Origin of the sequence: Mucilaginibacter ginsenosidivorax, assembly GCF_007971525.1 — a bacterium.
GTDB classification, from domain to species: Bacteria; Bacteroidota; Bacteroidia; order Sphingobacteriales; family Sphingobacteriaceae; genus Mucilaginibacter; species Mucilaginibacter ginsenosidivorax.
Map to the genome: position 1 here is coordinate 5,883,590 of NZ_CP042437.1, position 24,315 is coordinate 5,907,904.

The following is a 24,315-nucleotide window of genomic DNA, read 5'->3' on the forward strand; positions in this document are numbered from 1 at the left end:
TTAAGTTTGATTATATTTCAGCAATTGGGGCTGGCGCAGACGGGTTATTAAAACTCCTTATATTGTTTATTGCGCGCACTGCTTTATTAAATTCCGCAATATACCCTCGTACATCCAACGCTGTCCGTACCTCGGGGCTCGATTCATGAATTGTCCCTTCAGCTGAAATCTTGTTGTGCACCTCCATCAATATGTTATAGTCAACCTCGCTAATATCACGCATACCCCTCCATTCTTTAATAAGGTCGTTATTTCTATAAACTTGCCTTTTAATGTCGTTTAGTACAAATCTTTCAAAAAAATTATTAATTGTCGTCCTTAAATGCTTATCTGCCTGCGTAATATCTCCGGCAATTAAATTATCTCTGATTATTTTAATTCGTTCTTCCCAATCTAAAGTCATGAATATTACTTCCTCTTTAACCATTCCTGGTTGAAGTGCGTGTTCGATTATATAATAGGTCGCACACTTATGAATTCCTGTGGAACCTGGTAGTTTTCCAGCACATTGGTCTGCTTCGGAACTGTGTTCACACAACCCACATTTTGCTTTGTGCATAGATGAACTACCTAGTGACTTTTGTATAAGGCGGTGATAAAATTCGAAATTATGTGTAAACACGACTACTTGATATGCTTTGCTGAGGTCAATTATTTTGTCAACAACTTTGTAAATGTTGGAATCATCGAGCGACGTAATTGGATCATCGAAAACAAGAATCTCTTTATCATCGAATTCTAACTCGGTTAACCAATCACAAATTGAGTACACTTTTGCTTCGCCTTCACTGAGTATAGCAGATACTGAAAATGATTTATTATTGGCCTCAATTTTTGCATCAATTTTGCTGGTTCCAACCGGATTAGAAAATGGACGTTTGATATTATCCCGCCGGGCGATCTCGAAATACGCAAGGTTTTTGTTGAAAGACTGCAAATAATTGTTCCTGATAAGTTCTTCTTCTACACGGCCTTTATCCTTTGAAATTTTCATTTTATAGGACTGGAAATTGCTACCTGATTTTTTACAGGTTTTAATATCTTCCAAACTTTTGAGCAGGCCTTCAATCAACACTTTTTGATTTACACAAAATTCTTTATCCTCTAATAAGGCAAGATTTTCTCTGGCTTCCTTTTTCAAAGTTTCGATAGCGAGCAATCTTCCTTTTAAATCCCCAAGGTCATGCCGGATAACGTAGCCTTCTGATTGAACCATATCAAGCAAATCATTTAATTGAATCACTATGATTTCAAAATTTACATGGATTGGTTTTAAGTCATCCAAATCAATTTTTAGAAGATTAAGTTCAGTGGGATCAAATCTTTGATTTTGCCATTGGCCAAAATCTATCATTGCCTGGTCTGCTGTCTGATAGATTTCCCCTAAAGAAGCAATAGTTATCAATTCAGCTTTGGTTTGAAGCATTTTATCGACTTTACTCTGATATCGCCTCAGTAAAGTTTGTAACTGAGTGATCTCCTTATTTACTTCATTGTCAATAAGCTGATGAATATCCTTTATTAATGATTTATTTTCATCGGGCAACTCCTGGTTACAATAGAAGCATTTCTCAACTTCATCCGGATAATTATCAAAACCAAAGGTCAGGGCGGTTTCAGCGATCTTTTGTAGTAATTCTACGTACTTGTCCTTATTGACTTGTGGGTCAAAGAGTAGTTTAAATTGGTTGAATTTAGAAAAATCCAGACTTTTCTTGAGTTTTGCAACCTGTTCAATCCGATCATTTACTGCTTTAACTTCTTTGTAGATCGAAATTAGTTCGTCAATGTAGGCCTGAATTTTAACGATTGCATTAGAACGTATCGTGGCAAGGTCAATCTTATCGGTTAAGTCTTCAACCGACATATTGGTAGTGCGCTGTAAGTCTCCTTTCTTGATTAAATGATCCGTCTCTAAAGTCAATTTAGATAACTCTTCGAGTTTATCTGTCAGCGGTTTAACGACATCTTTATTGGCTAACAAGAACTTCTTTATAGATTTTTCTGCATCCGATTTTAAACCCTTAATTAGTATCTCAAAATTTTCTGAGTATCGGGCGTTCAATCCTGTCAGGTGTTCATTGTACTTTTTTTCGACCTCTTCTACCGATGAGCGCAAAGTATCATAATATCCAAGTTTATAACGATCTACACTCCAGCCAGAATCTTTTTTCGAAAGTGAGCTGGATAATATCCGGTCGTCGCAGAATTTTATATGAGATGGGTTTTGCTTACCAGCCAACCATTCGATGGTAAACGCACTTGGATCAGGAAACCCGGCCGTAATTCCTTTCAACTGATTTGCCCGGTGTTTCTTTTTGTCTACAAAATCTATTTTAGCGGTTGATGGTATTGCCGAGACTTGGTAAATGTTGCCGATAATATCCTGGCTACTATGAAATGCATCCTTCAGGATTTTATAATAACTCGTCTTTCCGCTTCCATTTTTGCCGTAGATGAGGGTAAAACTCGGGCTGAACGTTATGTGTTTATTATCATAAAGACCAGCGGCATTAGTGTTTTCATAAAGTTTATATAATGTTTTATTTGCAGCGACTGTAGTACCTGTAGTATCCGGTAATACAATACCAGATAATTTAATGTCAGAATTCAGTTTATCGAATGCTGTTTGGACATCATCTTCGGATAAGACGCCATGCTCACAGACTTTGTTCCTAAGTTCACAAATCCATTCACGCTCGTCAAAATTGAGTTTGATTAACTCATTTATTGCATTACTCATGATAAATTTAGGTAAGGTTATTTACAGTTTATAAAGTTTTGATTTACAATATTAAAGATAAATTATCCATAAAAATTGATAATTGAAAATATTAATAAATACCCTTTTATAAGTGAAAGTTGTAAGAAATAAATCGAGCTGGTTGGTTGCCAATTCGTGAATTTTAATCTTAATTAAAATCAATTTCTTTAATACATAAATAATTCGTATATATGGGTATTAACGTTCTCATACAGCATCAAATTGATCTAAATAATTCGGTATACTTCGCGGTATACGTCTTAAATTTAATGACATAACATATTGATAATAAGTGATTTATCTCAATTTGTTAGAATCCCAGCGGGACCTTAAGGAAACAACCAAAGTTGCTTGTTTCCTTTTTTTTACCCATAAGAATCTCATAGGCAAGTTATTAACAAGCAGTAAAAGTGGTTCGAAATTTACCGATTAAATTTTGTGCTGATTTTTAATTTAGTCTATTTTATTAATAAACGAAGGATTGGATTGCCTTTTTTAAGGTTCGATTTCCACCTAGGGTATCATTAGTTATTTTTTCTTCAGACTGCCTGCTGGCGGCCATTGTTCATAGTAGTTGAAGATATCAATGAGCTATCGTTGGGCGTAGTGAATTGAAATTGCGGCAATTAATGAGTTGGTTTGCTACCTTTGAGGTATTTCCACTCAACAGTAGCCGATCTAAAGTCAGCAAAACTATATAGCGTTGATAGGATTGTGTAATTATTTATTTTCGCCTTATTGATGACTTTTTTAACCCGCAACTCACCCGATACCTTTGAAACCCGTTATCGTAAACAACAAAATCTATTATGTTTTGAACTTCGTCAAAAAGGAGTGAAGGAAATAACGATTGAGCAGCTGTGTAGGTCAGGTTATTACATGGTCGAATGGGAGCCAAACAAAATATTTGATAGCTTTTATGGTGCTTCTCTCGCATTAAGGGGGCAATTTAACACAGATATACTTTTGCGTTCTAAAGATTATGGAATTGAGGCGTCAATCGCTTTAAGACCTCAAGAATATTACATTTCAAAGATCGAACAAATCTCCGAAATTCTTTCCGCTGACGAGCGTAGTAAGTATTATCTCGATAATGGCTATTTTAGCTATAGAGGACAAAGAAATGAGTATACAGTAAAGCGTGAATTCTCAAATCCGACATTAAGCAATGAGAATGGTGATGAACGACTGATTATACCCGGCTGTTGGAGGAAATATAAATCAAATTTCAATAAAAGAAAAATTGATGCCGATCTTGAAGATGTTTTCTCAACTGGAGATGCAGACGATATTATTTATCACGGCATAAATGATTATCAGCAAATACCAAGCAATTATTTTAAACGGAACGGATACTTTTCTGCCAATGAACTTATTGATAGTACTGATCCGGCGGAGCAAGCTTATTATGAGCGGTGGTGGCAATTGAAAGCAAATGCTGAATATAACTCCGAGTTGGCAATTGTTTCACAACATTATGGTTTTGACACGACTGGTTTAGATCTTACTTTCGACTACAAAACCGCATGTTTCTTTGCAACGCAACGATTTGAAATGCAAACAAATGGAAAAGCCCAGTATCGTCCTGTCGGAGATGGGCAACATGAAGGCGTGATATACTGTTTTTACTTTAGAATACCGACAATTACCTCAACAAAGGATATCATCAAAAATCTGACTTCATTACAACATTTGCATCCATTAAGGCCTGTCAGGCAACAATGCGCCTTGCCATTTTTTCTTTTCGATAACTTTAACGAAGCCACTTGCTATTTATATGCCGTGTTTCACCTTAACAAAGATTTTGATTCGCAGGGGTTGCCAACCAAAGAGTACTTGTTCCCAGGTAGAGGGGATGATCAGTTTTATGATGCTGTTTTAAAAGCAAAGGGAAATAATCGTGCTTTGAATGGGTTTGTCGAATATGATTTTTGATTATTGCATTAGCTACTAATTCGATGTTTATAAAACGAAAGTGTTAATAGGTTTTTAAGGGTCGATTTCCACTAGACCATAAATTGAATTTAATGAAACATATTTTTGTTGTCGATGATACGGGTTCGCCAGGTAACGCTAGTGAATCATTCACCTTAAAAAGTGATCGGAAAACTTATGTTGCAGTTTTGATAGCCGCAGATATTAGAGAGGAATTATTGGAAGGCATCTGAGAATTGCTGTATAAATACGGAAGAGGTGGTCGGCCTTTACCGGAATTTCATTTTACCGACCTCATCAATCGGCGTAAGGATTATCGGGGTTTGGATACTGAAACAGTGAAAAATATTTTTAAAGATTTTACGGCTTTGATAAATAGGTATAACCTGCCTTACTTTATCCAAACGATGACGCCACGGACCATGGATGAAAACGGATTGCGCGACCCGAAAAACCGCGGCTTAGATGAGTTGGCGCTGGAATTTATATTTATGCGGATCAAAATATTTGCTGAAGAATACAATCTTCGGAATATGTTTGAGATTTTTATTGACGAAGGTCTAAGGAAAAGCGGGCACTTCATCGTTATTGACCGTCTGAGTGAATTGATGAATCAGAATATCGCTACATTCAAAACTTCTCATGAGTTTTTATTAATCCAAGTAGCTGATTTTTTTGCTTTTGTATTGAACCGGAATCAACTCATCGCGATCAAAGAACAGAGAACGGAATTTGATGTGGAAATAATGGGAATGGTTAATTCAATCTTTCGGGGTAATCTGGGTTCAGGAAGCGTGGACGTACTGATGGGGGAAGATTTTACAAAAGCCGATTATGATGATTATCAAATTCAAAAACGCAAGGAAACGGGCATTTATCCGTTTTGGAAAAAAATAAACAAAGCCTGAGATTTTTCTCAATGGAATAATCCTGCGGCGATTATAGATTTGATTAACTCTATCTTTATGTCTAATAAATTATTATTTAAATGTACGGACCTAAACACTCCGATAGATACTGACAGATACTGCAGCTGGTGATCGCTTTGAATATTGTTTTTCTATATGTAGGATCTTTGCCGACTATGCCTATATGTAGCTATTTCGCGTAGGATGATCAAATAACAAATATCTTCAGGTAAGATCAACATGAAAATTCATCCTTGATCCGCTGATGTATCTCCAGTAGTTGCAACCGTTCTTCAATAGACTTTGAGTCGGGATGCATATAATTAATGTAAATAATATAAAAGGCAAATACACCTGAAAGTGGCGTAATGACATATATAGGCAACTTAAGAAATGCAAAATTCGATATTATAAGATCCTTAAACAACACAACCAAGCAAACAAGGATTAACAGGATAATCCCTTTTATTATTTTATCGTTTGATCTTGTCTTTTTGCTCTGCACGATAATATTCGACAGCAGCAGTCTGAATTTATCCAGTTCATTTTTTTGGGGATGACAGATTATGAGTCCGCTATCATCGAGATAATCAATTAACAAAAGATCACATATATCAGATTTGAGTTGAAGAGAAAATCGCCTATTCCTTGCATCATAGGTGACTTCGGGCAACGTAGATAAGTTAGCGTCCATAATGCAAATTTGTAGATTTATTCATTATAAAATTGCCGTATGGTGAGTAAAATTTATTTCAAGCATGTTCCGGATCAACCTTATCATCCTCCCTGCCCGGGTGCGTGTTATAATGCAGGAATTATGCATCCGTTTATCAAGTTAAACCCTGTCACCCCCCGGGCGATAAAATCTCGCTTTGATGGATTGCTTAATAGGCCTGGATTAGCTCCAAAAAGCGCCTATGATCCCACTGCGCCATTTTATTTAAACGCAACGAAAACTGTTGAATTGACCGAGATGGAATTTGCAAAAAGTTTTGCGATATACTCAGACCAAGATGGGGCATTTTACGACAGGCAGTAAAATGATCTCGTTTGAACGGAAAGAAAGAAAAATTACTTATCCGGCCATTTTGGCGACAGAGAAAGTTTACAGGGGCCTTCTATTAGAAAATTCTGGGGCCGACATTACAAAAAGCCACTTCTGGACAGAACAAAAACAAAAGATCAGAAATATAGATAGTAAAGTATTTGGTTCAAACATGCTTTGGAACTTTCCATAAGTGGGTAAAAAACTCGTGTGGTTTTCGTGTATATACAAACTACCCAGAATTACAATAGCTTTTTCCTGCCTGGAAAAAAACGCCATCCCTATGTAGAATAGGAAATAAAATTAATTCGTTAAAAGCGAAAATTAATAAACAGCTATATTGTATCAGGGTTTTTTAAACTTGCAATTGTCCTCAGAATATCGAAAAACTGGTTCGAACAAAATCCAGCCGGGTTCACTGAAAAGCCTTCGAAAGAAGGCTTTTCTTATTTAATGCCTTTTTACCCGCCATTTGCACAGTGGGCTTGGGGATAAAAGGTAAAGTTTCGATAAACTTTTATACTATATTTGAACATCGAAAAGGCTGCCATAAACCTTAAACGATAAGCTGAAAGTAAACCTACACATGATGCAACTCCGTGTTTTGACAAGTGATGTTTTCATAATTGAAGATTTTTGGACGCCGGAAGCGTGTGACGACTTTATTTTTAAAACTGAGGCGATAGGTTACGAGCCTGCAACCATTGAAACGGGGAGCGGACAAAAAGTTGTTACAGCGGTTCGTAATAACAATAGGGTTATTTATAAAGACGATGAGCTTGCCGGCATACTTTGGCAACAACTAAAGCCATTTGCACCTAACCAAATTGGGTATAGTAAAGCTGTTGGCTTAAATGAACTTTTTAGATTTTATAAGTATCAGCCCGGTCAGGAATTTAAGCGCCACAGAGATCAAAGTTATATCAGAAATAATGGCGAAGCAAGCTACTATACCTTTATGATTTATTTAAATGAAAATTATGAAGGAGGTGAGACGAATTTTGGTGATATAACTATTCAACCCAAAAAGGGATTGGCTCTCGTTTTCTTACACAATTTAGAACACGAAGGCAGGCCGGTAACAGAAGGTACAAAATACGTTTTGCGTACCGACATCATGTATCGCCTGGAGAATAAAGCTTGACCGTTAAGTCAGCAAAGCAGGCCACAAAGGCAATTAATCTATATCACAAATTCTTTAGAAATTGAAGGCGCACGATATGTTGGAATGCTTTTCTAAAGTTTATTATATTAATAAATTGTTAATAAATAAATAAAATTGTTATGTTATTTTTAATAAAATAATCACATTGTTATTAATATCGTATATTTGAATATATGGAAGCCAGTCTTCTTACTACTTATAATTAAAAAAATATAATATGAAACAAGGACTTTTAATCGATATGGATGGTGTTATCTATAGCGGTGAGGAACTGATATACGGTGCGGATAAATTTATCAAATATTTAATTGATAGTGATATCCCTTTTGCTTTTATGACCAACAATAGCCAGCGGACAAGCCTGGAAGTTGTACGTAAATTAAAGGGTTTGGGAATTGAGGTGGAAGATAGGCATGTTTATACCAGTGCTATGGCTACCGGCAAGTTTTTGGGTGATCAAAGCCCTAACAGCACGGCCTATGTTTTAGGCGAAGGTGGTTTATTAAGCAGTTTGCATGAAAATGGCATTACGCTGGTAAATACCGATCCGGAGTTTGTTGTTTTGGGCGAAGGCCGCAATTTTACATTAGAAATGGTTCAGCGCGCGGTAGACATGATTTTGGCGGGCGCCAAATTTATCACCACCAACCGCGATCCCTCCCCTAAAAAACCAGGATGGAACAATTTAGGCATTGCAGCAACTACCGCGATGATTGAAGAAGCCACAGGCCGAAAGGCTTTTGTTACCGGCAAACCAAGCCCGGTAATGATGCGGTCGGCCCGTAAATTCCTGGGGCTGGAAACAGCGGAAACCACGGTGATAGGCGATACAATGGAAACCGATATACAGGGAGGCGTGCAAATGGGTTATAAAACCATCCTGGTTTTGTCGGGGATCTCAACTAAAGACAGGCTTGCGCATTATGCATTTAAGCCGGATATGGTTGCAAGCTCGGTAGACGAAATCAAATTTCCGTTAAAATGGTGGGATAAAGTTCCCGGTTAAATATTGGTGCACGCCGTCGGGGGCTTAATCATGACGCTCCCGATGCCTGCTTTTTGGGTAGCAATAACTAATATTTATGCTGCCGAATTTGAAAAATTGGTGCCTGCCTTACCGCATTTCCGGATAAATCTGGCGGTAAGCGCAGGACTTTGTTTGTTAAATGATTTCCAGGTAATTTTCGATAACCTTATTGATTTCCAATTTATTTTTGGCGGTATCCCATTTTTCTTTTGCAGACTGGTCGGCCAGGTCAAAAAGCCTTTCGTATAGCAGCTTTCCATCTGTTTTTCCTTTTAGTTTTACCTGTGCATGTTGCGCATAAACATCGTCCCAAACCTGCCTTACAGATGTCCAGTAAGATTTCCGGGTTTTCCACCAGCTTTTAGCGTAATTAAATTTACTTTCATCTGCTTTGATAAATTCTTCGTAGCCCTTTTCGCGTACCAGTAATTTATCTTCGGTGGCAGAACGGATAATTTTCTGGTTATCCTGCTCAAACATCCACCCGTTGGCGGTCAGGTAAATCCTGTTTCCTCTTCTGAGTACGTTATAATCGCTGCGCTTGGTAAATTCCCGGCGGGGCAGGGGGGCATCACATTCGCTGTGCCACTCATGCCTGCCATCAACATGTACCCAGGTTCCCAAGCTTTCATACCGTGGGCTGTCATCAACCTGGAATACTTTTTGCACCCAGCGGCCTTTTACTTCGGCTGGTTTTAGGTTTACTTTTTTCCATGTGTTGTCCTTATCAAACGTTACCAGGTTATTTTCTTCATAAACCCAATCTTCGCGCCAATGCTTAATCACAGAAGTATCACCGGTAACCAGGATATGCTGGATCACGATCTTTTTGGGCGATTCTTCCTCAACCACTGCCCATTCATAACCAGAGGCATGGTATTTAGGATGATTTTTGTAAGCAGTATCAGGCGCGAAGGTTTCCGCGTAGTCAAAAGTTACTTTATAATAGCCGCCGAGCGACCGAATGGCCGCGCGGTCCTGTTCTGTTTTTGATTGCGCGTAAAGGGCGGCTGTAGCCTGTATCAGCAGGCCCAGTGTTAAACATATTTGTTTTTTCATGATGATTTGAAGTTGTTTTATTTGTCTCTTTTTGTAATTAGGGTGGCCTGTGGCTATTGTAAACTGGTTGTACCATCGCCCTGGTAAGCAAAACGGAAGGTATAATAGCGCGATGCGGGCCTGGTGGCAAGGTTGGCAAATTCGGCAGTTGTTGTGTTTGGGTTGCCCTTGTAATAGCTTATCATTTCAACCTTGGCATAATTACCCGCCGAAGTTTTAATTACGATGATCTTCCCTGGCACGGTAAGGATGGCATGCTGTGGCTCGGTGGTGGCCGTGTAGGTATACCATCCCGATATGGCTGGGGTACCCGCTGCATCTGTTTTATAACCGGCCGTTGGCGCGGCAGCCAAAGTTTCAAAAGTGCTGCTTACTATCTGGGCCTGGGTGGTTCCGGTGCCTGATGTACCGCCGTTTATAAATATGCTTGTCCCCTTAAATTTAATGTCCCATTTGGTAGTGGCCGTATCGGCGCCGGTAATTTGTGTGCCGGTTGAAAGGCTGTAATAAACGTTAGTTGTTGAGCCGTCAAGATCGGTAACTGTTTTTGTGCTGAGCTTACTTACTGCAGGAGTGGCGTTGTCGCTGTTTTTACTGCATGATGATGCCAGTAAAATGATTGCACTGCTTAATGCCAATGATAAAGTTGTGAATTTGTTCATGTGTTTTATTATTTGAATGGTTATTTAATTTGTGTGTTATTTTTTAATAAAATTATAGGCTATCCCGGCGTAGATAAGCCTGCCTGGCAGGTTAAGAATAACCTGGGCATCTTTATAATTCAGCAGGTTTTGGGCCGTAAGCTGTACCCTGATGGCATCTTTTAGTAAAGGTTTGGATAGCGATGCGTTAACCAGCACGTATCCTTTGGTGTATTCGTCATCTCGGTTTACAATGCCGTTTCCATCGGTATCCTTATAGCCGTATCTGCCGCGATAGATTGCTCTTAAGGAAGCATTGATACCTGTTTTATTTTCCTGGTAGTTTACACGGATATTGTACGTGTATTTTGACCGGCCGAGCAGACCGCCGTAATCACTTCTTTTAATAATTTTAGTAAGATTGGTTTCGGGGTCTTTGGTAAAAACCTTACCCGCAGCTATCTGATCCAAAACCTCCTGGTCATATGCTTCCAGGTATTGAAAACCAGCCGCCACCTGTAACGACTTCAATACCTGGTAGCTCAGGTCGGTTTCAATACCCTGCGTATAAACCTTATTGAGGTTGAAGTAGGAGAAAACAGATTGGCCGTTGGTTTTTATGGCTATGGCTGCTGTCTCTATCAGGTTGGTAATATTGTTACGGAACAGGTTGGCTGTCCAATAAAGTTTTCCTGTGGGTTTGTACCGGTAACCCAAATTAAAGGCGGTGGAGCTTTCGGCATTTAAACTTTTCAGCGTAGCGGCATCTATCAATATGGTTTCAATTTGACCGGCCTGTTGTAAGCGCTGTATACCTGCGCTCGCTTCTTCGTAACCAAAAACGCTGTAACCAACTTCGGCATTGGTAAAGTTTAAATAAAGCTGGCGAAAGTCGGGCGCCTTATACCCTTTACCAACTGAGCCTAATACCGTAAATTTTGGACTAAGCGTATAGCTTGCTGCCAGTTTGGGGCTTAATTGCGATTTGTAAACGCTGTGCAAATCATACCTGCCACCGGCAATAATATCCAGCTTTTTTACCGGCAGCCAGTCGACCTGGAAGTATCCATAGCCCGATGTGAACGATTGTAGTTTGGTGTACCGTGTAGCTTCAACCGTTTCATACTGGCCACCCGCCCCGGCGGTTAGTTTCAGGTTATCCTTTAAAGCGTAATCATTTTGCAGTTCGGCACGGTTAAAGGCCTGGTTAAAATAGGTCTGGTCATATACAGACTGGTCATCCTCATACCTTACATCCGATTTGGTTTTATAGGTTGAGCGGTAAAGTTGTAAGGTAGATAGTAGCTTATCGGTAAATCGATGAGTAATCACGGGAGCTATATTAAAATCTTTTTCGGTACCCGTACCCGCAGCATAGCGGTTATCAACCAGGTACCTGCTATCCTGATCATTGGTATAATACCTTACCGAAAGTTTGATGGTTGTTCTATCATCTATTTTGTAATATGATTTGCCATTAAGCGTATAGCCCGCGAAGGGGGAAACCGTAGGCAGGCCCGATGAAGGCTGCAATGTATAACCGCCGCTGCTGTAACGGTTGGCAAAGCCCGAAATATAGAACCGGTTATTTTTGTAGGCCGAATTTAAGCTAAGGTCTGCGGTATTATTGGTACCGTACCTAACTGCTGCCCCGCCCGATATTCCCTTCGCCGGATCGGCAGTAATGATATTTACAACCCCGGCCATCGCTTCGCTGCCGTACAGGGAAGATGTAGGGCCTTTTACAATTTCAATCCGGTCGATATTATTAATGGGTATCCTGGAAAGCTCCAGGATACCCGTATTGCGGCCAATTAAAGGTAGCCCGTCTATTAAAATCATGGTATAGGCAGGATCAAAGCCCTGGATTTGTATGCCCTGGCCGTGCGGGTCATCTAAAATGGTCATCCCGGTTTGCTCGGCCAAAATTTCGTTGAGCCTTACCAGTCCTTTCTTTTTTATCTCATCGGCGGTAACGCGGGTAATTGGTATTGGCACCTGTTGCAGGCTTTTTTGGGTGCGGGTACCCGTGATTACAACTTCTTTCAGCTGCCTGGTGTTCGTTGTATCCTTTGTTAATGTATCCGGCCCTTGCGCATAAGCTATCTTGATTGTAAATGACATAACTAAAACGCTAAGGATATATTTTATCTGCATTTATTTAGACTAATTAAAAATAATGATGCAAATTTGAAAGATTTCTTAGGTGTATGATAACGCCAGCGGGATTTTAACAAACGCTATACGGATTAAAATGATCAGGATCACTTCTGCCTTATCGGATGATTATGTTTACCAATTCAATACTCATACAAGGGAAAAAGCTGTATTTAACCAAACCGGGAGCTGGGGCAGTATCAGGATTGTAACCATAGAGTTGGCCAATATCCGCTTCTTTGTGGTTGATTTTGAGGGTAATAAAACATACCCGGTTACGGTGGAGGTTGACACCCAATGCCTGATGATGGTGTTTACTTTATCGGGACAATCTCAACCAGGTTTAGGGCGTCTGCCATTTTGTGAAGCAGAACATTGTTGCTTTTTTTCGCCTGGGCATCTAAAATTTAAGGCAGCCCTGCAGGGTAACTTGTTACTCTTCGTGGTTTGTTTCGTGGGCGATAGTTTAAAAAAGAGTATGCCGTTACCTATGAACCCCGGACAGTTGAATTTACTTCAAACAAGCAGACCAACCACGCTGCAAATGAGTCAGGTTATTAGGGGTATAATGCGTAATATTGATAAAAAGGGGAATCATCATATTTATTTTGAAGCGAAGGCGCTGGAGTTACTTTTCCTTAAATTGGAACAGGTAGCGGCTTTAGCCGGCCAACCGGCCAAATCATTTTTAAAAATCCATGACCTGGATCGGATCTATCAGGCTAAAAGCATAGTGGAGGAAAATCTGTTAAATCCCTGTTCGCTGATTGAACTTGCGCATAAAGTAGGCCTTAACGATTTTAAACTAAAAAAAGGATTCAGAGAAGTTTTGGGGACAACGGTTTTTGGTTATTTGTACGACCTGCGGATGGACAAAGCAAAACTGCTTTTAAAAGACGGGAAACCGGTAAGGGAAGTAGCCTTTGAAGTAGGGTATAAAAACGCTCACCATTTTACAGCGGCATTCAAAAAAAAGTTTGGTTACCTGCCCAGCAAAATTAATAAGCTTTTAAGTTTGTTTGTTTTTCTGCTTTCGTTGATTGATTAAAGCTACATTTTCAGAACCTGCCTGTGGATACTCCGGAACATCGTTTTAAAGTACTCAAATTACGTAGCTGCCGCATTGTGTTGACGTATTTATACGATTGTATATCTGTGCTTTAGGTAGGATATTTACTTCTGGTTTAATCATTTGATACATGTTATGAAAAAATTAATCATCCTGCTGTTATGTACTGCTGTTGGCATGCATACAACCAGCGCGCAAACCTGCAACCAGTTCATCAACAATGTCGACGGCAAAAAACTTAGCTATATTAACCACGATGCCAGGGGACAGCAACAAATGACCGCGGTTTACACCAGCACCAAAAAAGATGCATCGACGGTGGCGGTGCATGCTGTTATCAGCGATCATAATGGCAAAGTTATGGGCACCGGCGACTCGGAGATGATTTGCAGCGGTAATGTTATCAAAATTGACATGAAATCGTTTATCCCTGCTGCCTCCATGAAGCAATACGGCGATATACAGGTGAGCGGCGAAGCCAGGTACCTTACTTATCCGACCGATATTAAAACTGGGCAAACTCTTGATGATGGATCGGTAACCATCAACATGAACAATGGCGGCGCAGCAAAAGGGGAGATGCAAATGGACATTGTTAACCGCAAAGTAGAAGCAACCGAGACAGTAACCACAGGCGCAGGTACTTTTGATTGCTTTAAAATAGCTTACGATGCTACGACCACGGTAAAGATGGCGGGCATCAGTATACCTTTCCGGATAAAAGTAACCGAGTGGTTTGCTCCAAAACTGGGGCGTTTTGTAAAGTCAGAAACCTATAATAAAAATAGTAAGCTGATGGGTACTATGACGCTGGAGTCCATCAACTAATCAAACATCAGCGGTACCTTTATTTTGCAGATGCAGCGAATAAGTATCAACCACTTTCTTTTCTGTTCTTGATGATTTGAACAAATTTGTTACGATTATATCCGGATAGTCGCCAGGGAATCTGTTGCTGTAAAAAGGATTAGATTTCTAACTTTGGTAACGAAATGAAATGGATTACCCGCCAACATCCGAAGATTGACCGTATAGCCTGCCCCTGGCTTATTAAACGCTTTATTGACCCTGATGCCGAAATTATTTATGTACCGGTAGACCAGGTAATTTCGCAGGCCGCGACCTTGAACGCTATTCCCTTTGATATTCCGGGTGTGGAGTACACGCATTACGATGACCAGTGCAGCTTTGATTATTTTATAAAGAAACATCAGCTTAAGGATATCGCACTCGACCGTATAGCCGCCATTGTACGCGGTGCCGATACGGATAGGCATGATTTTGCCCCGCAGGCAGCGGGTTTGTCGGCTATTTTTTTAGGATTATCAAGAAACATCCCGGACGACCACGAATTGCTGGAGCTGGGCATCAAAGTTTACGATGGTTTATACACCTGGGCTAAATACCTGTACGAGCAAAAACATATCCAGGAGCCTGTAGAATTCATTTTACTGGAAGTTTTTAATAAATACCTGAAGCAGCAAGGCTCAAAAAAAGCGCCCGCGTGGGCAAAAGAGATCAAGGAGATGATCCAGGACCAAATTGATACCAATATGAGCCTGAGCCTGCAACAGGTGTCAGAAGAACTGAAGATTAACCCGGCCTACCTGTCGCGGGAGTTTTCAAGGTACTTCGAAAATTTATCCTTCGGCGACTATATCCGTAAAATGCGTATCGAAAAGTCAATAAACCTGATGGAAACCACCGATTACTCATTAACAGAGATTGCTTACCTCACCGGATTTTCGGACCAAAGCCATTTTAACCGGATATTTAAAAAGCAAATGGGGATGAGAGCGTCTGAATACAAAAAAAACCTGGTGAAAAAGTAAAGCAGATTCTATTCGGTAAAATCTGTTCTATTTTAAAGTGGTAAATTGCCATAGTATTGCGCCTACATTTACAGCACTGGATTTCCAGCTATGAAATATCCCAATTTACCCGCGTTTCCAAAAATCTGCATGCTTGCAGGTGTGCTTTTTTGTTTTTTACTTCCCAGGCAAACCTTGGGGCAGCAAAGTAAGCCCTATCTTGATTCCCTGCTGCATACTGCAACGGCTAATTATCCTTTGATAAAAGCAAAAAAGCTGCAAACCCAGGCACTGCAATACGCTGTAAAGTATAAGCAGAATGGTATTATTCCGTCGCTGAATGCATCGTACCAGGTAGATTATGCAACCGCCAACAACATCACCGGTATGGTTTATCCGCAATTTATTACACCCATCAGCGGGCCGCCAAGTAAGGGTAATGATTATAGCGGTGTGCCGGGGAGCGCAGCCTCGCTTAACCTACAATGGGAACCTATTACTTTTGGCCAGCGTGGCGCCGAGGTTGATTTGGCTAAGGGTAGATTGAAATACGGGCAGGCGGACGAGAACTTAACCCTGTTTCAGCACCAGGTAAATGTAATTGGCGCCTGGTTAAATTATTTGCTGGTTAGCGATCTGATTAAAGTTTACCGGTCAAATATTGATAAGGCAGCGTTTAACTTAAAACAGGCCCAAACCCTGGTGATAAGCGGTTTACGGCCAGGAACCGATTCTTCGTCCTTTCAATCGGAATATACCCGGGCCCAAATGCAGCTAATTGCTTTTGAAAGGCAACAGGATTCTACATTGATAGCGCTTAAAGAACTTGTAGGTGGCCATTTACCCGCCGGCCTGGCGGTTGATACGTCACTTTTTAAAAAACTACCGGTAATTGCTTTAACCGATACAATAACAACCAACCACCCCGAAGTGCAATTGGGACAGGCCAACGTAAATGCCAATGAACTGGCGTTAAAATCATTAAAGCGAAGCATCCTGCCCAAATTAACCTTATGGAGCACCGGTTATGGCCGGGGATCGAGCATTGGTGCCGATGGTTCGGTAAACTCCGGCGACGGCTGGCGTTTTCAGCGGTATAATTATGGGGTGGGAGCACAAATTGCTTTTCCGATACTGGAAGTTTTCAGGCAGAGACCGCTTTGGAAACAACAGGAACTTATTACCGCATCAAGCCGTGAACAACTTTTGCAAACGGAATTGCACCTAAATACCCAAAAAGAAATTGCAGCCTCCAACTTTCAAAGGGCGCTGCAATCGGCACAACTTGCCCCGCAGCAATTACATTCTGCCGAGTATACCTACAAGGGCATTCAATCAAGATATAAGTCGGGCCTTATTAATTATTATGATGTGATACAGGCACAACAATTATTATTTCAGTCGGCAGCCACAGTTAGCATCGCTTATTACAGTGCATGGCGGGCATTATTAAATGAAGCGGCCTATAGCGGCAACCTGAACCTGTTTTTAAATCAATACGGCAAATGAACATTATCCAGTTTTTATACGCCTCATTAAGAAAGCCGGTCACCATTGTTGTAGCCGTTATTGCCATCGTTTTTTTTGCAGTGGTATCTATACGTACCATGCCGGTAGATATTTTCCCGAAGCTGGGTACCCCCACCATTTACGTGGCGCAAACTTATGGCGGGCTATCTGCCGAGCAGATTGAAGGTTTTGTAACCTCCTACTATGAATACCACTTTTTGTATGTAACCGGCATTAAATCTGTCGAAAGCAAAACCATCCAGGGGGTTACTTTATTAAAATTGAATTTTTACGAAGGCACCGATATGGGGCAGGCCACCGGCGAAGTTGTATCAATGGTGAACCGCGCAAGGGCATTTATGCCGCCGGGTACCGTATCGCCCTTTGTAACCCGTTTTGATGGGGGCAGTGTGGCGGTCGGCCAGCTGGTTTTCAGCAGCCCCACCAGGTCATTGGGCGAGGTATCAGATCTGGCTTTATTTAAGGTGCGGCCCATGTTCTCCACCCTGCCAGGTGTTTCGGCCCCGCCGCCGTTTGGCGGTAACCAGCGTTCGGTATTGATTAAAGCAGATCCGAATAAATTGCGTAGTTACGGTGTCAGCCCCGAAGAACTGGTAACAGCAATTGCCAAAGGGAACACTATCCTGCCAGCAGGCAACCTGCGTGTGGGCGACCAGATGCTCATTGCCCCCCAAAATACCGTGGTAGATAATATCCAGGACCTGGGTAATATCCCGGTAAAAACGGGCAGTGGCCCGGCTGTGTATGTACATGACCTGGCGCAGGTGGACAATGGAGCTGATATTACAGCAGGTTATGCGTTAATTAATGGCAAACGTTCGGTTTATATTCCGGTAACCAAAAGGGCCGATGCCTCTACCTGGGATGTGGTTCAAAAAGTGAAGGCTGCTTTGCCGGATATGCAGGCCGCCATACCCCCTGATATTAAAGTAAGCTATGAGTTTGACCAATCGGGCTATGTTATCAATTCATTGAAAAGCTTAATAACGGAAGGCATCCTGGGCGCTTTGCTCACCGGCCTCATGGTATTGTTATTCCTGCGCGACTGGCGCGGTTCGCTCATCGTGGTTTTAACTATCCCGCTGGCATTGCTGTCGGCAGTTATCTGCCTCAAACTTTTTGGGCAATCCATCAATATCATGACCCTTGGCGGCCTGGCACTGGCCATAGGTATTTTGGTAGATGAAGCCACCGTAACGATAGAAAATATACACCATCACCAGGAAAAGGGCGAACTGAAGGGACGGGCCATTTTAGAAGCTTGTAAAGAAATTGCTTTGCCTAAATTGTTAATCCTCCTTTGTATCCTGGCGGTATTCTTCCCGGCTTTCTTTATGTCGGGCATTCCTAAAGCCATGTTCCTGCCGCTTTCGCTGGCTGTTGGTTTTGCCATGATCGCCTCCTTCCTGTTGTCGCAATCTTTTGTGCCGGTTGTTGCCAATTGGTTGTTTAAAGACCAGCCGGCCGAAACCGCAAAAGAAGGCAAGCGCATGGCCCGTTTTAAAGAACGACATGGAAGGCTGATTAACCGGCTTTCGCCGGGCCGAAACATCCTGATACCCGTTTACCTCATACTTTCATTTAGCCTGGTGGCGCTGCTTTTTTTAACAGTAGGTAAAGAGTTATTTCCCAAGGTTGATGCCGGGCAGTTCCAGGTTAGGCTGAGGTTGCCCGAAGGAACGCGTATTGAACGGACGGAAGCAAAAACAAAACAATTGCTGCACCTGGTTGATAGTCTGTCGGGCGGTAATAAAATTGCCATTTCATCGGCCTATGTTGGCCTGGTGGGCTCAAGTTACCCGGTTAGCGTTATCCATCTGTGGACGAGCGGGCCCGAAGAGGCACTGCTAAAGGTTAAATTTATATCAGGTTCGGGAATTAAACTGGACGATTTCAGGGAAAAAGTACGCCAGGAGGTAAGTGAGCAAATGCCCGGAGCGCATGTTTCTTTTGAACCTGCCGATTTAGTGGGTCAGGTGATGAGCCAGGGAACGGGTACCCCTATACAGGTACAGGTTTTAGGTAAAAGCCTGGCACAGGACCGCCAGTTTGGGAAAAAGATTATTGAACGTTTGAAAACCCTGCCTTACCTGCGCGATGTGGCTTATAGCGCCCCGCAAGGTTACCCGGCCATGAAAATTGAATTTGACCGGGTAAAGCTGGGCCAGTTAGGCCTTACTGTTGAGGATGCCGGGAAATCGCTGGCTGCGGCAACTTCATCCAGCCGTTTTACGCAGCCCAATTATTGGGTTGATAAAGCCGCCGGGACAGCCTACCAGGTACAGGTGCAGATACCTGAGTTGGTGATGAATGATCCTGCACAGGTGGATAATATTTTGTTGAGCTCCAATAACGGTAAGCAGGTTTATATGCGCGATGTAGCAACCTGGAAAATGGGCAATACCGAAGGCGAATTTGACCGCTTAAATCAAAAACGCTTTATTACCATTACCGCCAATTTGCAAGGCAAAGCGCTGGGTCCGGCCATTAACGATATCGATAAGATCATTAATGAAACCGGCAAACTGCCCGAGGGCATGAAGATACAGCAGCCGGGCCAGGCCGAAGTTTTTTTACAAACTTTCCAGGAGTTGCAGAACGGTATTTTGCTGGCTATTGTGGTGATTTTCCTGTTGTTAGCGGTAAATTTTCAGTCGTTCCGGTTATCGCTGGTCATTATCTCGGTTATTCCGGGGATTTTAGCCGGGAGCCTGCTGTTGTTATGGATTTGTGGTAAAACACTGAATATACAATCTTATATGGGCTGTATTATGGCCGTGGGGGTGGCTGTTGCCAATGCCATCCTGTTTGTGACGCAGGCAGAAAAATATAGAAGTGAAAAATTACAGGAGCCCTATTTGCAGGGAATTAAAGATAGGATAAGACCCATCCTGATGACCAGCTTAGCGATGATTGCCGGAATGGTGCCAATGGCATTAGGCTTAGGCGAGGGGGGGGGCAAACATCGCCCTTAGGCACAGCCGTGATAGGCGGCCTTATCTTTTCCATCGTCTCCAGCCTGGTTATTTTACCGTTAATATACCAGTTTTCCATCGGCAACCGGCCTGTACCTGTTATCTCTTTAGATCCGGATGATCCGCAAAGCAAATATCAATCCTTAACCGAAAATCAATCATGAAAGTTATAAAATATATATTCATAATCCCGGCTTGCTTGCTGTCGGCTTGCGGGGGTAATCCGGTTGAAAAAACAACGCCGCAGGGCCTGCCAGAGAAGCCGGTGGTTAAACTGTTAACGCTGAAACCGGAACCCATTACCAACAAACTGAACCTCACCGGGGAAATTATTCCTTTCGATCGCGCCAATATTTATGCCCGCACACCGGGCTATGTAAAAGAGGTCAAAGTTGATATAGGCTCAAAAGTTACCAAAGGCCAGGTTTTATGCATCCTTGATGCTCCTGAATTGAAAGCTGCACAGGCACAAAGCCAAAGTAACAGCATGGGCACCCGGTCTAAATATGAATCCAGCAAATCAACTTATTTAAGGTTATTAAAAGCTGCGCAAACGCCCGGCGCCGTTGCTGATAACGAACTGGAGATTGCGCGCAACCAAATGCGGACGGATAGTGCCGTATACCAGGCTTCCCGTTCGGCTACCCAGGCCAATAAAGCGATAGAAGATTACCTGGTGATCCGGTCGCCTTTTAACGGTGTGGTTACCGCCAGGAACATATTTAAAGGAGATTTTGTAGATAATACCGGTAAAACGCTGCTGTTTCGTGTAGAAGACAACTCGTCGTTAAGGGTTGATGTGGCCGTGCCCGAGGCATATAATTCCACCACGCTAAAAGATAACGAAGCATGTTTTACCGTATCGGCCAATCCGGGCCAGGTGTTTAAAGCCAAACTGGCACGTAAATCAGATGCCATTGATCCTCAAACCCGCAGCGAAACCTGGGAGCTTACCTTCCCGAATACTAACGGTTTACTAAAACCCGGCATGTTCGCCCAAATAGTATTGCCGGTCAGCCGTCCCAAAGAGGGCTTCCTGGTGCCGTTTAAAGCAGTGGTATCTACCCAGGAACGAAAGTTTGTGATCAGGGTAGTAAACGGAAAAACCCAATGGGTAGATGTAAAAACCGGTTTCACAGGCAAGGAAAAAACAGAGATAGCCGGCGATTTGAAACCCGGCGACCAACTGGTGGCGCAGGCTAATGAGGAACTGAAAGAAGGCACAACCGTGCAGGTGAAGCAATAGTTAAAAATGTAGTTCCTGAGTAGCAATTTACGTTCAGTGATTAAGGCTTGCTAACTTTATACAAGGCTTTTTTCAGTCGCGCGTCGGCATAAAAAATATCTTTATAGGTAACCAGTTGCCCGTTGCGGATATCGCAGGTGAGGTAAGTTAGCGATACCGGCAAGGGCTGTTTTTTGCCGATGTTTGATAACTGTGCGGCAAGTTTGGCCCCGCGCGAAACGGTAACCGGTATAGCGGTGGTATCCTGCCTGGTATGGTTAACAACCGGGTTTATGGTTAACTCTCCCGGCTTTTGATATGCAGGCTTGCTTATCTGTAAAAAAATCTGCCCTTTATTGGTGGTGATATTTATAGCCGAATAATCCAGGCCTGCTGCCAACAGATCCATGCCCGGCTTGTCTATTTTTATTTTAAAGTATTGATCGCCTGTTTTGGTATGTACAGTTAATATGCCTGAAGGGATATTGATATCTACAGATGTTTTTTTCCTGGTGCTGTACCAGCGCAGGCGCTCCATATTGATGGCTACGCGTTGCACGTCGGCTACGCTAAATTCGTAACAATCCAGTTCATATAGCCCTTTCATCAAATACATTTGGTGCTTTAATGAGGCGTAAGCTTTGGTTTGAGGTTGCACTTTGCTAATCTCTTTTTCAAATTGCTGGCTTTTAAGGGCGTTAATCAGCACCTTTTCGGCATTAAATCCGTTTTTAATTCCCGAGTCGATTTTTGCAGCAGGGTAATTCGGGTTAAGCCGGCCATAATGCAGGTTGTTTTCAAAAGTAAGTATGGCATCGGTTAACAGGATGTCGAACACTGCTTTTTGACTGTTGCTAACGGGGCTTGAGCTTGATCTGAGTAACTTCAGCTTATCATATAATAACTGATCGGGATGATAATCGGCATGTTTTAGCCCGTACGTAACTACACAATCAAGCAGCAACATAGCATCGGTAGCATGAGTTTTAACGGTGTCGGGCGCTATCCAAGCCAGCCTGAAGCCTGTTTGCCGGTAAAAGCGTTGAACACTGTTGGGGAAATATAATTCTTTGCGGTGTACCGCCAATTGGTTTTTTACAGAGGCTGCTATAGATGTATCTTTGGCGGTGATATGTGCAGTTGCGTTTGCCACAACGCCCAATAGCACTAATAAAGACATTATAGCTGCCGAAAAGTAAAATGAGCATTTGTATCTCTGCATCTTTAATTGGTATTAGCCTTACAAAGGTCTGGATAAACTGCACCACTGTTAGTGATGGCTGTCATCGCGAAAACTGATATAGCGCACAAATACAATATCAATTTGATAACTAATATACAGATACCCGATTACACCTTATACATTTTCTCATAATATTCGTTGGCAAGCCGACCTGCTTCAAATGCGGGTACCACATCCGCGGCAGCCTGTTTAAGTATCCCTAACCACTTGCCCGGATTGTCGTAATACATGGGCAATACCGTTTTTTCCAGCATATCCATCAGGTTTTTGTTTTCCTGGCTGTCTTTTTCCTGTACCTGCAGTTGGTTGGATGCAGGCTGAATTACGAAACAGTTTTTTTGATCGTTCGCAAACTCAGGTACCCAGCCATCCGGGATGGATAGGTTAATACTACCATTCATGGCTGCAGTCATGCCGCTGGTGCCCGATGCCTCGCGGTACATCCGGGGATTGTTGAGCCACACATCTGACCCTTTTTTTAACAAAGCTGATAAATGCAGTTCATAACCGGTAAGCACGGCGCAATTGGCAAATGGGCGGGCACGCCCCATGATGTGGTTAAACAAGGCGATAGAACTTTCATCCTCCGGGTACGGTTTGCCGGCCCAGATAAATTGAACGGGGTATCTGGTATTACTTACGATGGTCAAAAATCTATCCCAGTCCTGCATCACCAGGTCGGCACGTTTATATCCCGCAAAGCGCCGCGCCCACACAATGGTAAGCACGTTGGGATTAAAAAGTTTGCCGCACTGGTTTGCCACTACGCTAAACAACTTAAGCTTCATCGCTTTTTTACGGGCAATTATGGCTTCGTCATCATGAGTAGCAATGGCGTCATCTAAAGCAGCATCCCGCCAATAGGTTTTATTTTGAGCATTGGTGATGGATATAATTTCGCAAACACCTGCATTATTGCCCCACATTTGTCGCGCTACCTCGCCGTGAAGTTTAGATACGCCATTTGCCTTACGCGAAAATTTAAGAGCTGCAAGGGTGTAGTTAAAATTTTCGCCATCCATCCCCAGTAATGATTTTACCTCGTGCTCCTGCAAATGATAAAAAAACGACATCTCTTTTAGCAATCCGTAGCTATGCGCTTCGTTACCGGCCATTTCGGGTGTATGGGTGGTAAAAACCACCAGTTTCTTTACTTCCTCCAGGCTTTTATATTTGGCGTACAGGTAAAAGTTTAACGATACGGAATGCCCTTCGTTCATGTGGTAAACATCCGGTTCAAAGTTTAAAATATCCAGCAGCATAGCGCCGCCAATACCTAAAACAATGGTTTGCGCTATCCGGGTTGCCTCGTTTGAATCATATAATATATGGGTGATCGACTTTGATAACTCATCGTTTTCCGGGATATCGGTGCTCAATAAAAATATGGGGGCGGTACCAAATGTCTCCGATTTTAATAACCAGGCTTTAACATGTACAGGAGCATCATGCACCTGTACGGTAAAAACTATACCTGTATCCTGTAAAAAGGAATATTGCTTTTCAATAAATTCCGGCTTCATAAAGCCGTTGCTGTCCCTAATCTGGTCATAATAACCGTATTTCCACAGCATACCTATGCCTACCAGGTTTTGCTTCAGCTCGTAAGCGCTCCTTAAATGCGAACCGGACAAAAAGCCCAATCCGCCACTATAGATCTTTAAGGCCTGGTCAACTGCAAATTCCATCGAAAAATAGGCGACTGGTTTGCTATATTTCTGATCCGGCTCGTAGCCAAATATTTCTTGTTTACTCAGCATA

18 protein-coding genes are annotated in these 24,315 nt (G+C 42.1%); 12 read left to right on the forward strand and 6 right to left on the reverse strand.

Going from position 1 to position 24,315, the window contains the following annotated elements; genetic code table 11:
* Positions 1-10: 10 nt before the first annotated feature.
* On the reverse strand, positions 11-2,743 hold the full coding sequence (locus FSB76_RS24630) for an AAA family ATPase (protein WP_147058120.1): 2,733 nt from the start codon (positions 2,741-2,743) through the stop codon (positions 11-13).
* Between the two features lie 762 nt (positions 2,744-3,505).
* Between FSB76_RS24630 and FSB76_RS24635 the strand changes: the two genes are divergently transcribed.
* The 6 genes from FSB76_RS24635 to FSB76_RS24655 all read left to right on the forward strand — a co-directional run bounded on the left by FSB76_RS24635 (position 3,506) and on the right by FSB76_RS24655 (position 8,823).
* On the forward strand, positions 3,506-4,699 hold the full coding sequence (locus FSB76_RS24635) for an FRG domain-containing protein (protein ID WP_147058122.1): 1,194 nt from the start codon (positions 3,506-3,508) through the stop codon (positions 4,697-4,699).
* A 92-nt stretch (positions 4,700-4,791) separates the two neighbouring features.
* A complete protein-coding gene (locus tag FSB76_RS32255) occupies positions 4,792-4,932 on the forward strand; it encodes a hypothetical protein (protein ID WP_158642974.1) in 141 nt (46 codons plus the stop codon).
* A 3-nt stretch (positions 4,933-4,935) separates the two neighbouring features.
* Complete coding sequence (locus FSB76_RS24640) at positions 4,936-5,607, forward strand: DUF3800 domain-containing protein (RefSeq protein WP_147058124.1); 672 nt, start codon at positions 4,936-4,938, stop codon at positions 5,605-5,607.
* Between the two features lie 733 nt (positions 5,608-6,340).
* Positions 6,341-6,646, forward strand: a complete 306-nt coding sequence (locus FSB76_RS24645; protein ID WP_147058126.1) for a hypothetical protein — start codon at positions 6,341-6,343, stop codon at positions 6,644-6,646.
* Between the two features lie 592 nt (positions 6,647-7,238).
* On the forward strand, positions 7,239-7,796 hold the full coding sequence (locus FSB76_RS24650; protein WP_225976302.1) for a 2OG-Fe(II) oxygenase: 558 nt from the start codon (positions 7,239-7,241) through the stop codon (positions 7,794-7,796).
* Positions 7,797-8,034: 238 nt separating this feature from the next.
* On the forward strand, positions 8,035-8,823 hold the full coding sequence (locus FSB76_RS24655) for an HAD-IIA family hydrolase (protein WP_147058128.1): 789 nt from the start codon (positions 8,035-8,037) through the stop codon (positions 8,821-8,823).
* A 156-nt stretch (positions 8,824-8,979) separates the two neighbouring features.
* Here the strand turns inward: FSB76_RS24655 and FSB76_RS24660 are convergent, their stop codons facing one another.
* The 3 genes from FSB76_RS24660 to FSB76_RS24670 are packed head-to-tail and all read right to left on the reverse strand — an operon-like array spanning position 8,980 to position 12,668.
* Entirely contained in the window at positions 8,980-9,903 is a 924-nt protein-coding gene (locus tag FSB76_RS24660) for a DUF6607 family protein (protein ID WP_147058130.1), read from the reverse strand.
* A gap of 53 nt (positions 9,904-9,956) precedes the next feature.
* Positions 9,957-10,565, reverse strand: coding sequence for an HmuY family protein (locus FSB76_RS24665; RefSeq protein WP_147058132.1), 609 nt, complete (start codon positions 10,563-10,565; stop codon positions 9,957-9,959).
* Positions 10,566-10,601: 36 nt separating this feature from the next.
* Positions 10,602-12,668 carry a TonB-dependent receptor plug domain-containing protein gene (locus tag FSB76_RS24670; protein WP_158642975.1) on the reverse strand — a complete coding sequence of 689 codons (2,067 nt, stop codon included), beginning with the start codon at positions 12,666-12,668 and terminating at the stop codon, positions 10,602-10,604.
* A 130-nt stretch (positions 12,669-12,798) separates the two neighbouring features.
* Here FSB76_RS24670 and FSB76_RS24675 point away from each other — a divergent pair, with 130 nt between their 5' ends.
* The 6 genes from FSB76_RS24675 to FSB76_RS24700 all read left to right on the forward strand — a co-directional run bounded on the left by FSB76_RS24675 (position 12,799) and on the right by FSB76_RS24700 (position 21,332).
* Positions 12,799-13,749, forward strand: a complete 951-nt coding sequence (locus FSB76_RS24675) for a helix-turn-helix transcriptional regulator (protein ID WP_147058136.1) — start codon at positions 12,799-12,801, stop codon at positions 13,747-13,749.
* A 156-nt stretch (positions 13,750-13,905) separates the two neighbouring features.
* Positions 13,906-14,598: a TapB family protein gene (locus FSB76_RS24680; RefSeq protein ID WP_147058138.1), complete on the forward strand. Its 693-nt coding sequence runs from the start codon at positions 13,906-13,908 to the stop codon at positions 14,596-14,598.
* A 164-nt stretch (positions 14,599-14,762) separates the two neighbouring features.
* On the forward strand, positions 14,763-15,602 hold the full coding sequence (locus FSB76_RS24685) for a chromate resistance protein ChrB domain-containing protein (RefSeq protein WP_147058140.1): 840 nt from the start codon (positions 14,763-14,765) through the stop codon (positions 15,600-15,602).
* A 90-nt stretch (positions 15,603-15,692) separates the two neighbouring features.
* Positions 15,693-17,090 (forward strand): TolC family protein, encoded by a 1,398-nt coding sequence (locus FSB76_RS24690; RefSeq protein ID WP_147058142.1) that lies wholly within the window; start codon positions 15,693-15,695, stop codon positions 17,088-17,090.
* The gene (locus tag FSB76_RS24695) at positions 17,087-20,086 is read left to right on the forward strand and encodes an efflux RND transporter permease subunit (protein WP_225976303.1); all 3,000 of its coding nucleotides are present in this window, start codon (positions 17,087-17,089) and stop codon (positions 20,084-20,086) included. The genes FSB76_RS24690 and FSB76_RS24695 overlap by 4 nt, the downstream gene beginning before the upstream one ends.
* A gap of 160 nt (positions 20,087-20,246) precedes the next feature.
* Positions 20,247-21,332, forward strand: coding sequence for an efflux RND transporter periplasmic adaptor subunit (locus tag FSB76_RS24700; protein WP_147058144.1), 1,086 nt, complete (start codon positions 20,247-20,249; stop codon positions 21,330-21,332).
* Positions 21,333-21,372: 40 nt separating this feature from the next.
* Here FSB76_RS24700 and FSB76_RS24705 read toward each other — a convergent pair whose 3' ends face one another.
* Positions 21,373-22,533 (reverse strand): L,D-transpeptidase scaffold domain-containing protein, encoded by a 1,161-nt coding sequence (locus tag FSB76_RS24705; protein WP_147058146.1) that lies wholly within the window; start codon positions 22,531-22,533, stop codon positions 21,373-21,375.
* A 128-nt stretch (positions 22,534-22,661) separates the two neighbouring features.
* Complete coding sequence (gene glgP / locus FSB76_RS24710; protein ID WP_147058147.1) at positions 22,662-24,314, reverse strand: alpha-glucan family phosphorylase; 1,653 nt, start codon at positions 24,312-24,314, stop codon at positions 22,662-22,664.
* Position 24,315 lies beyond the last annotated feature (1 nt).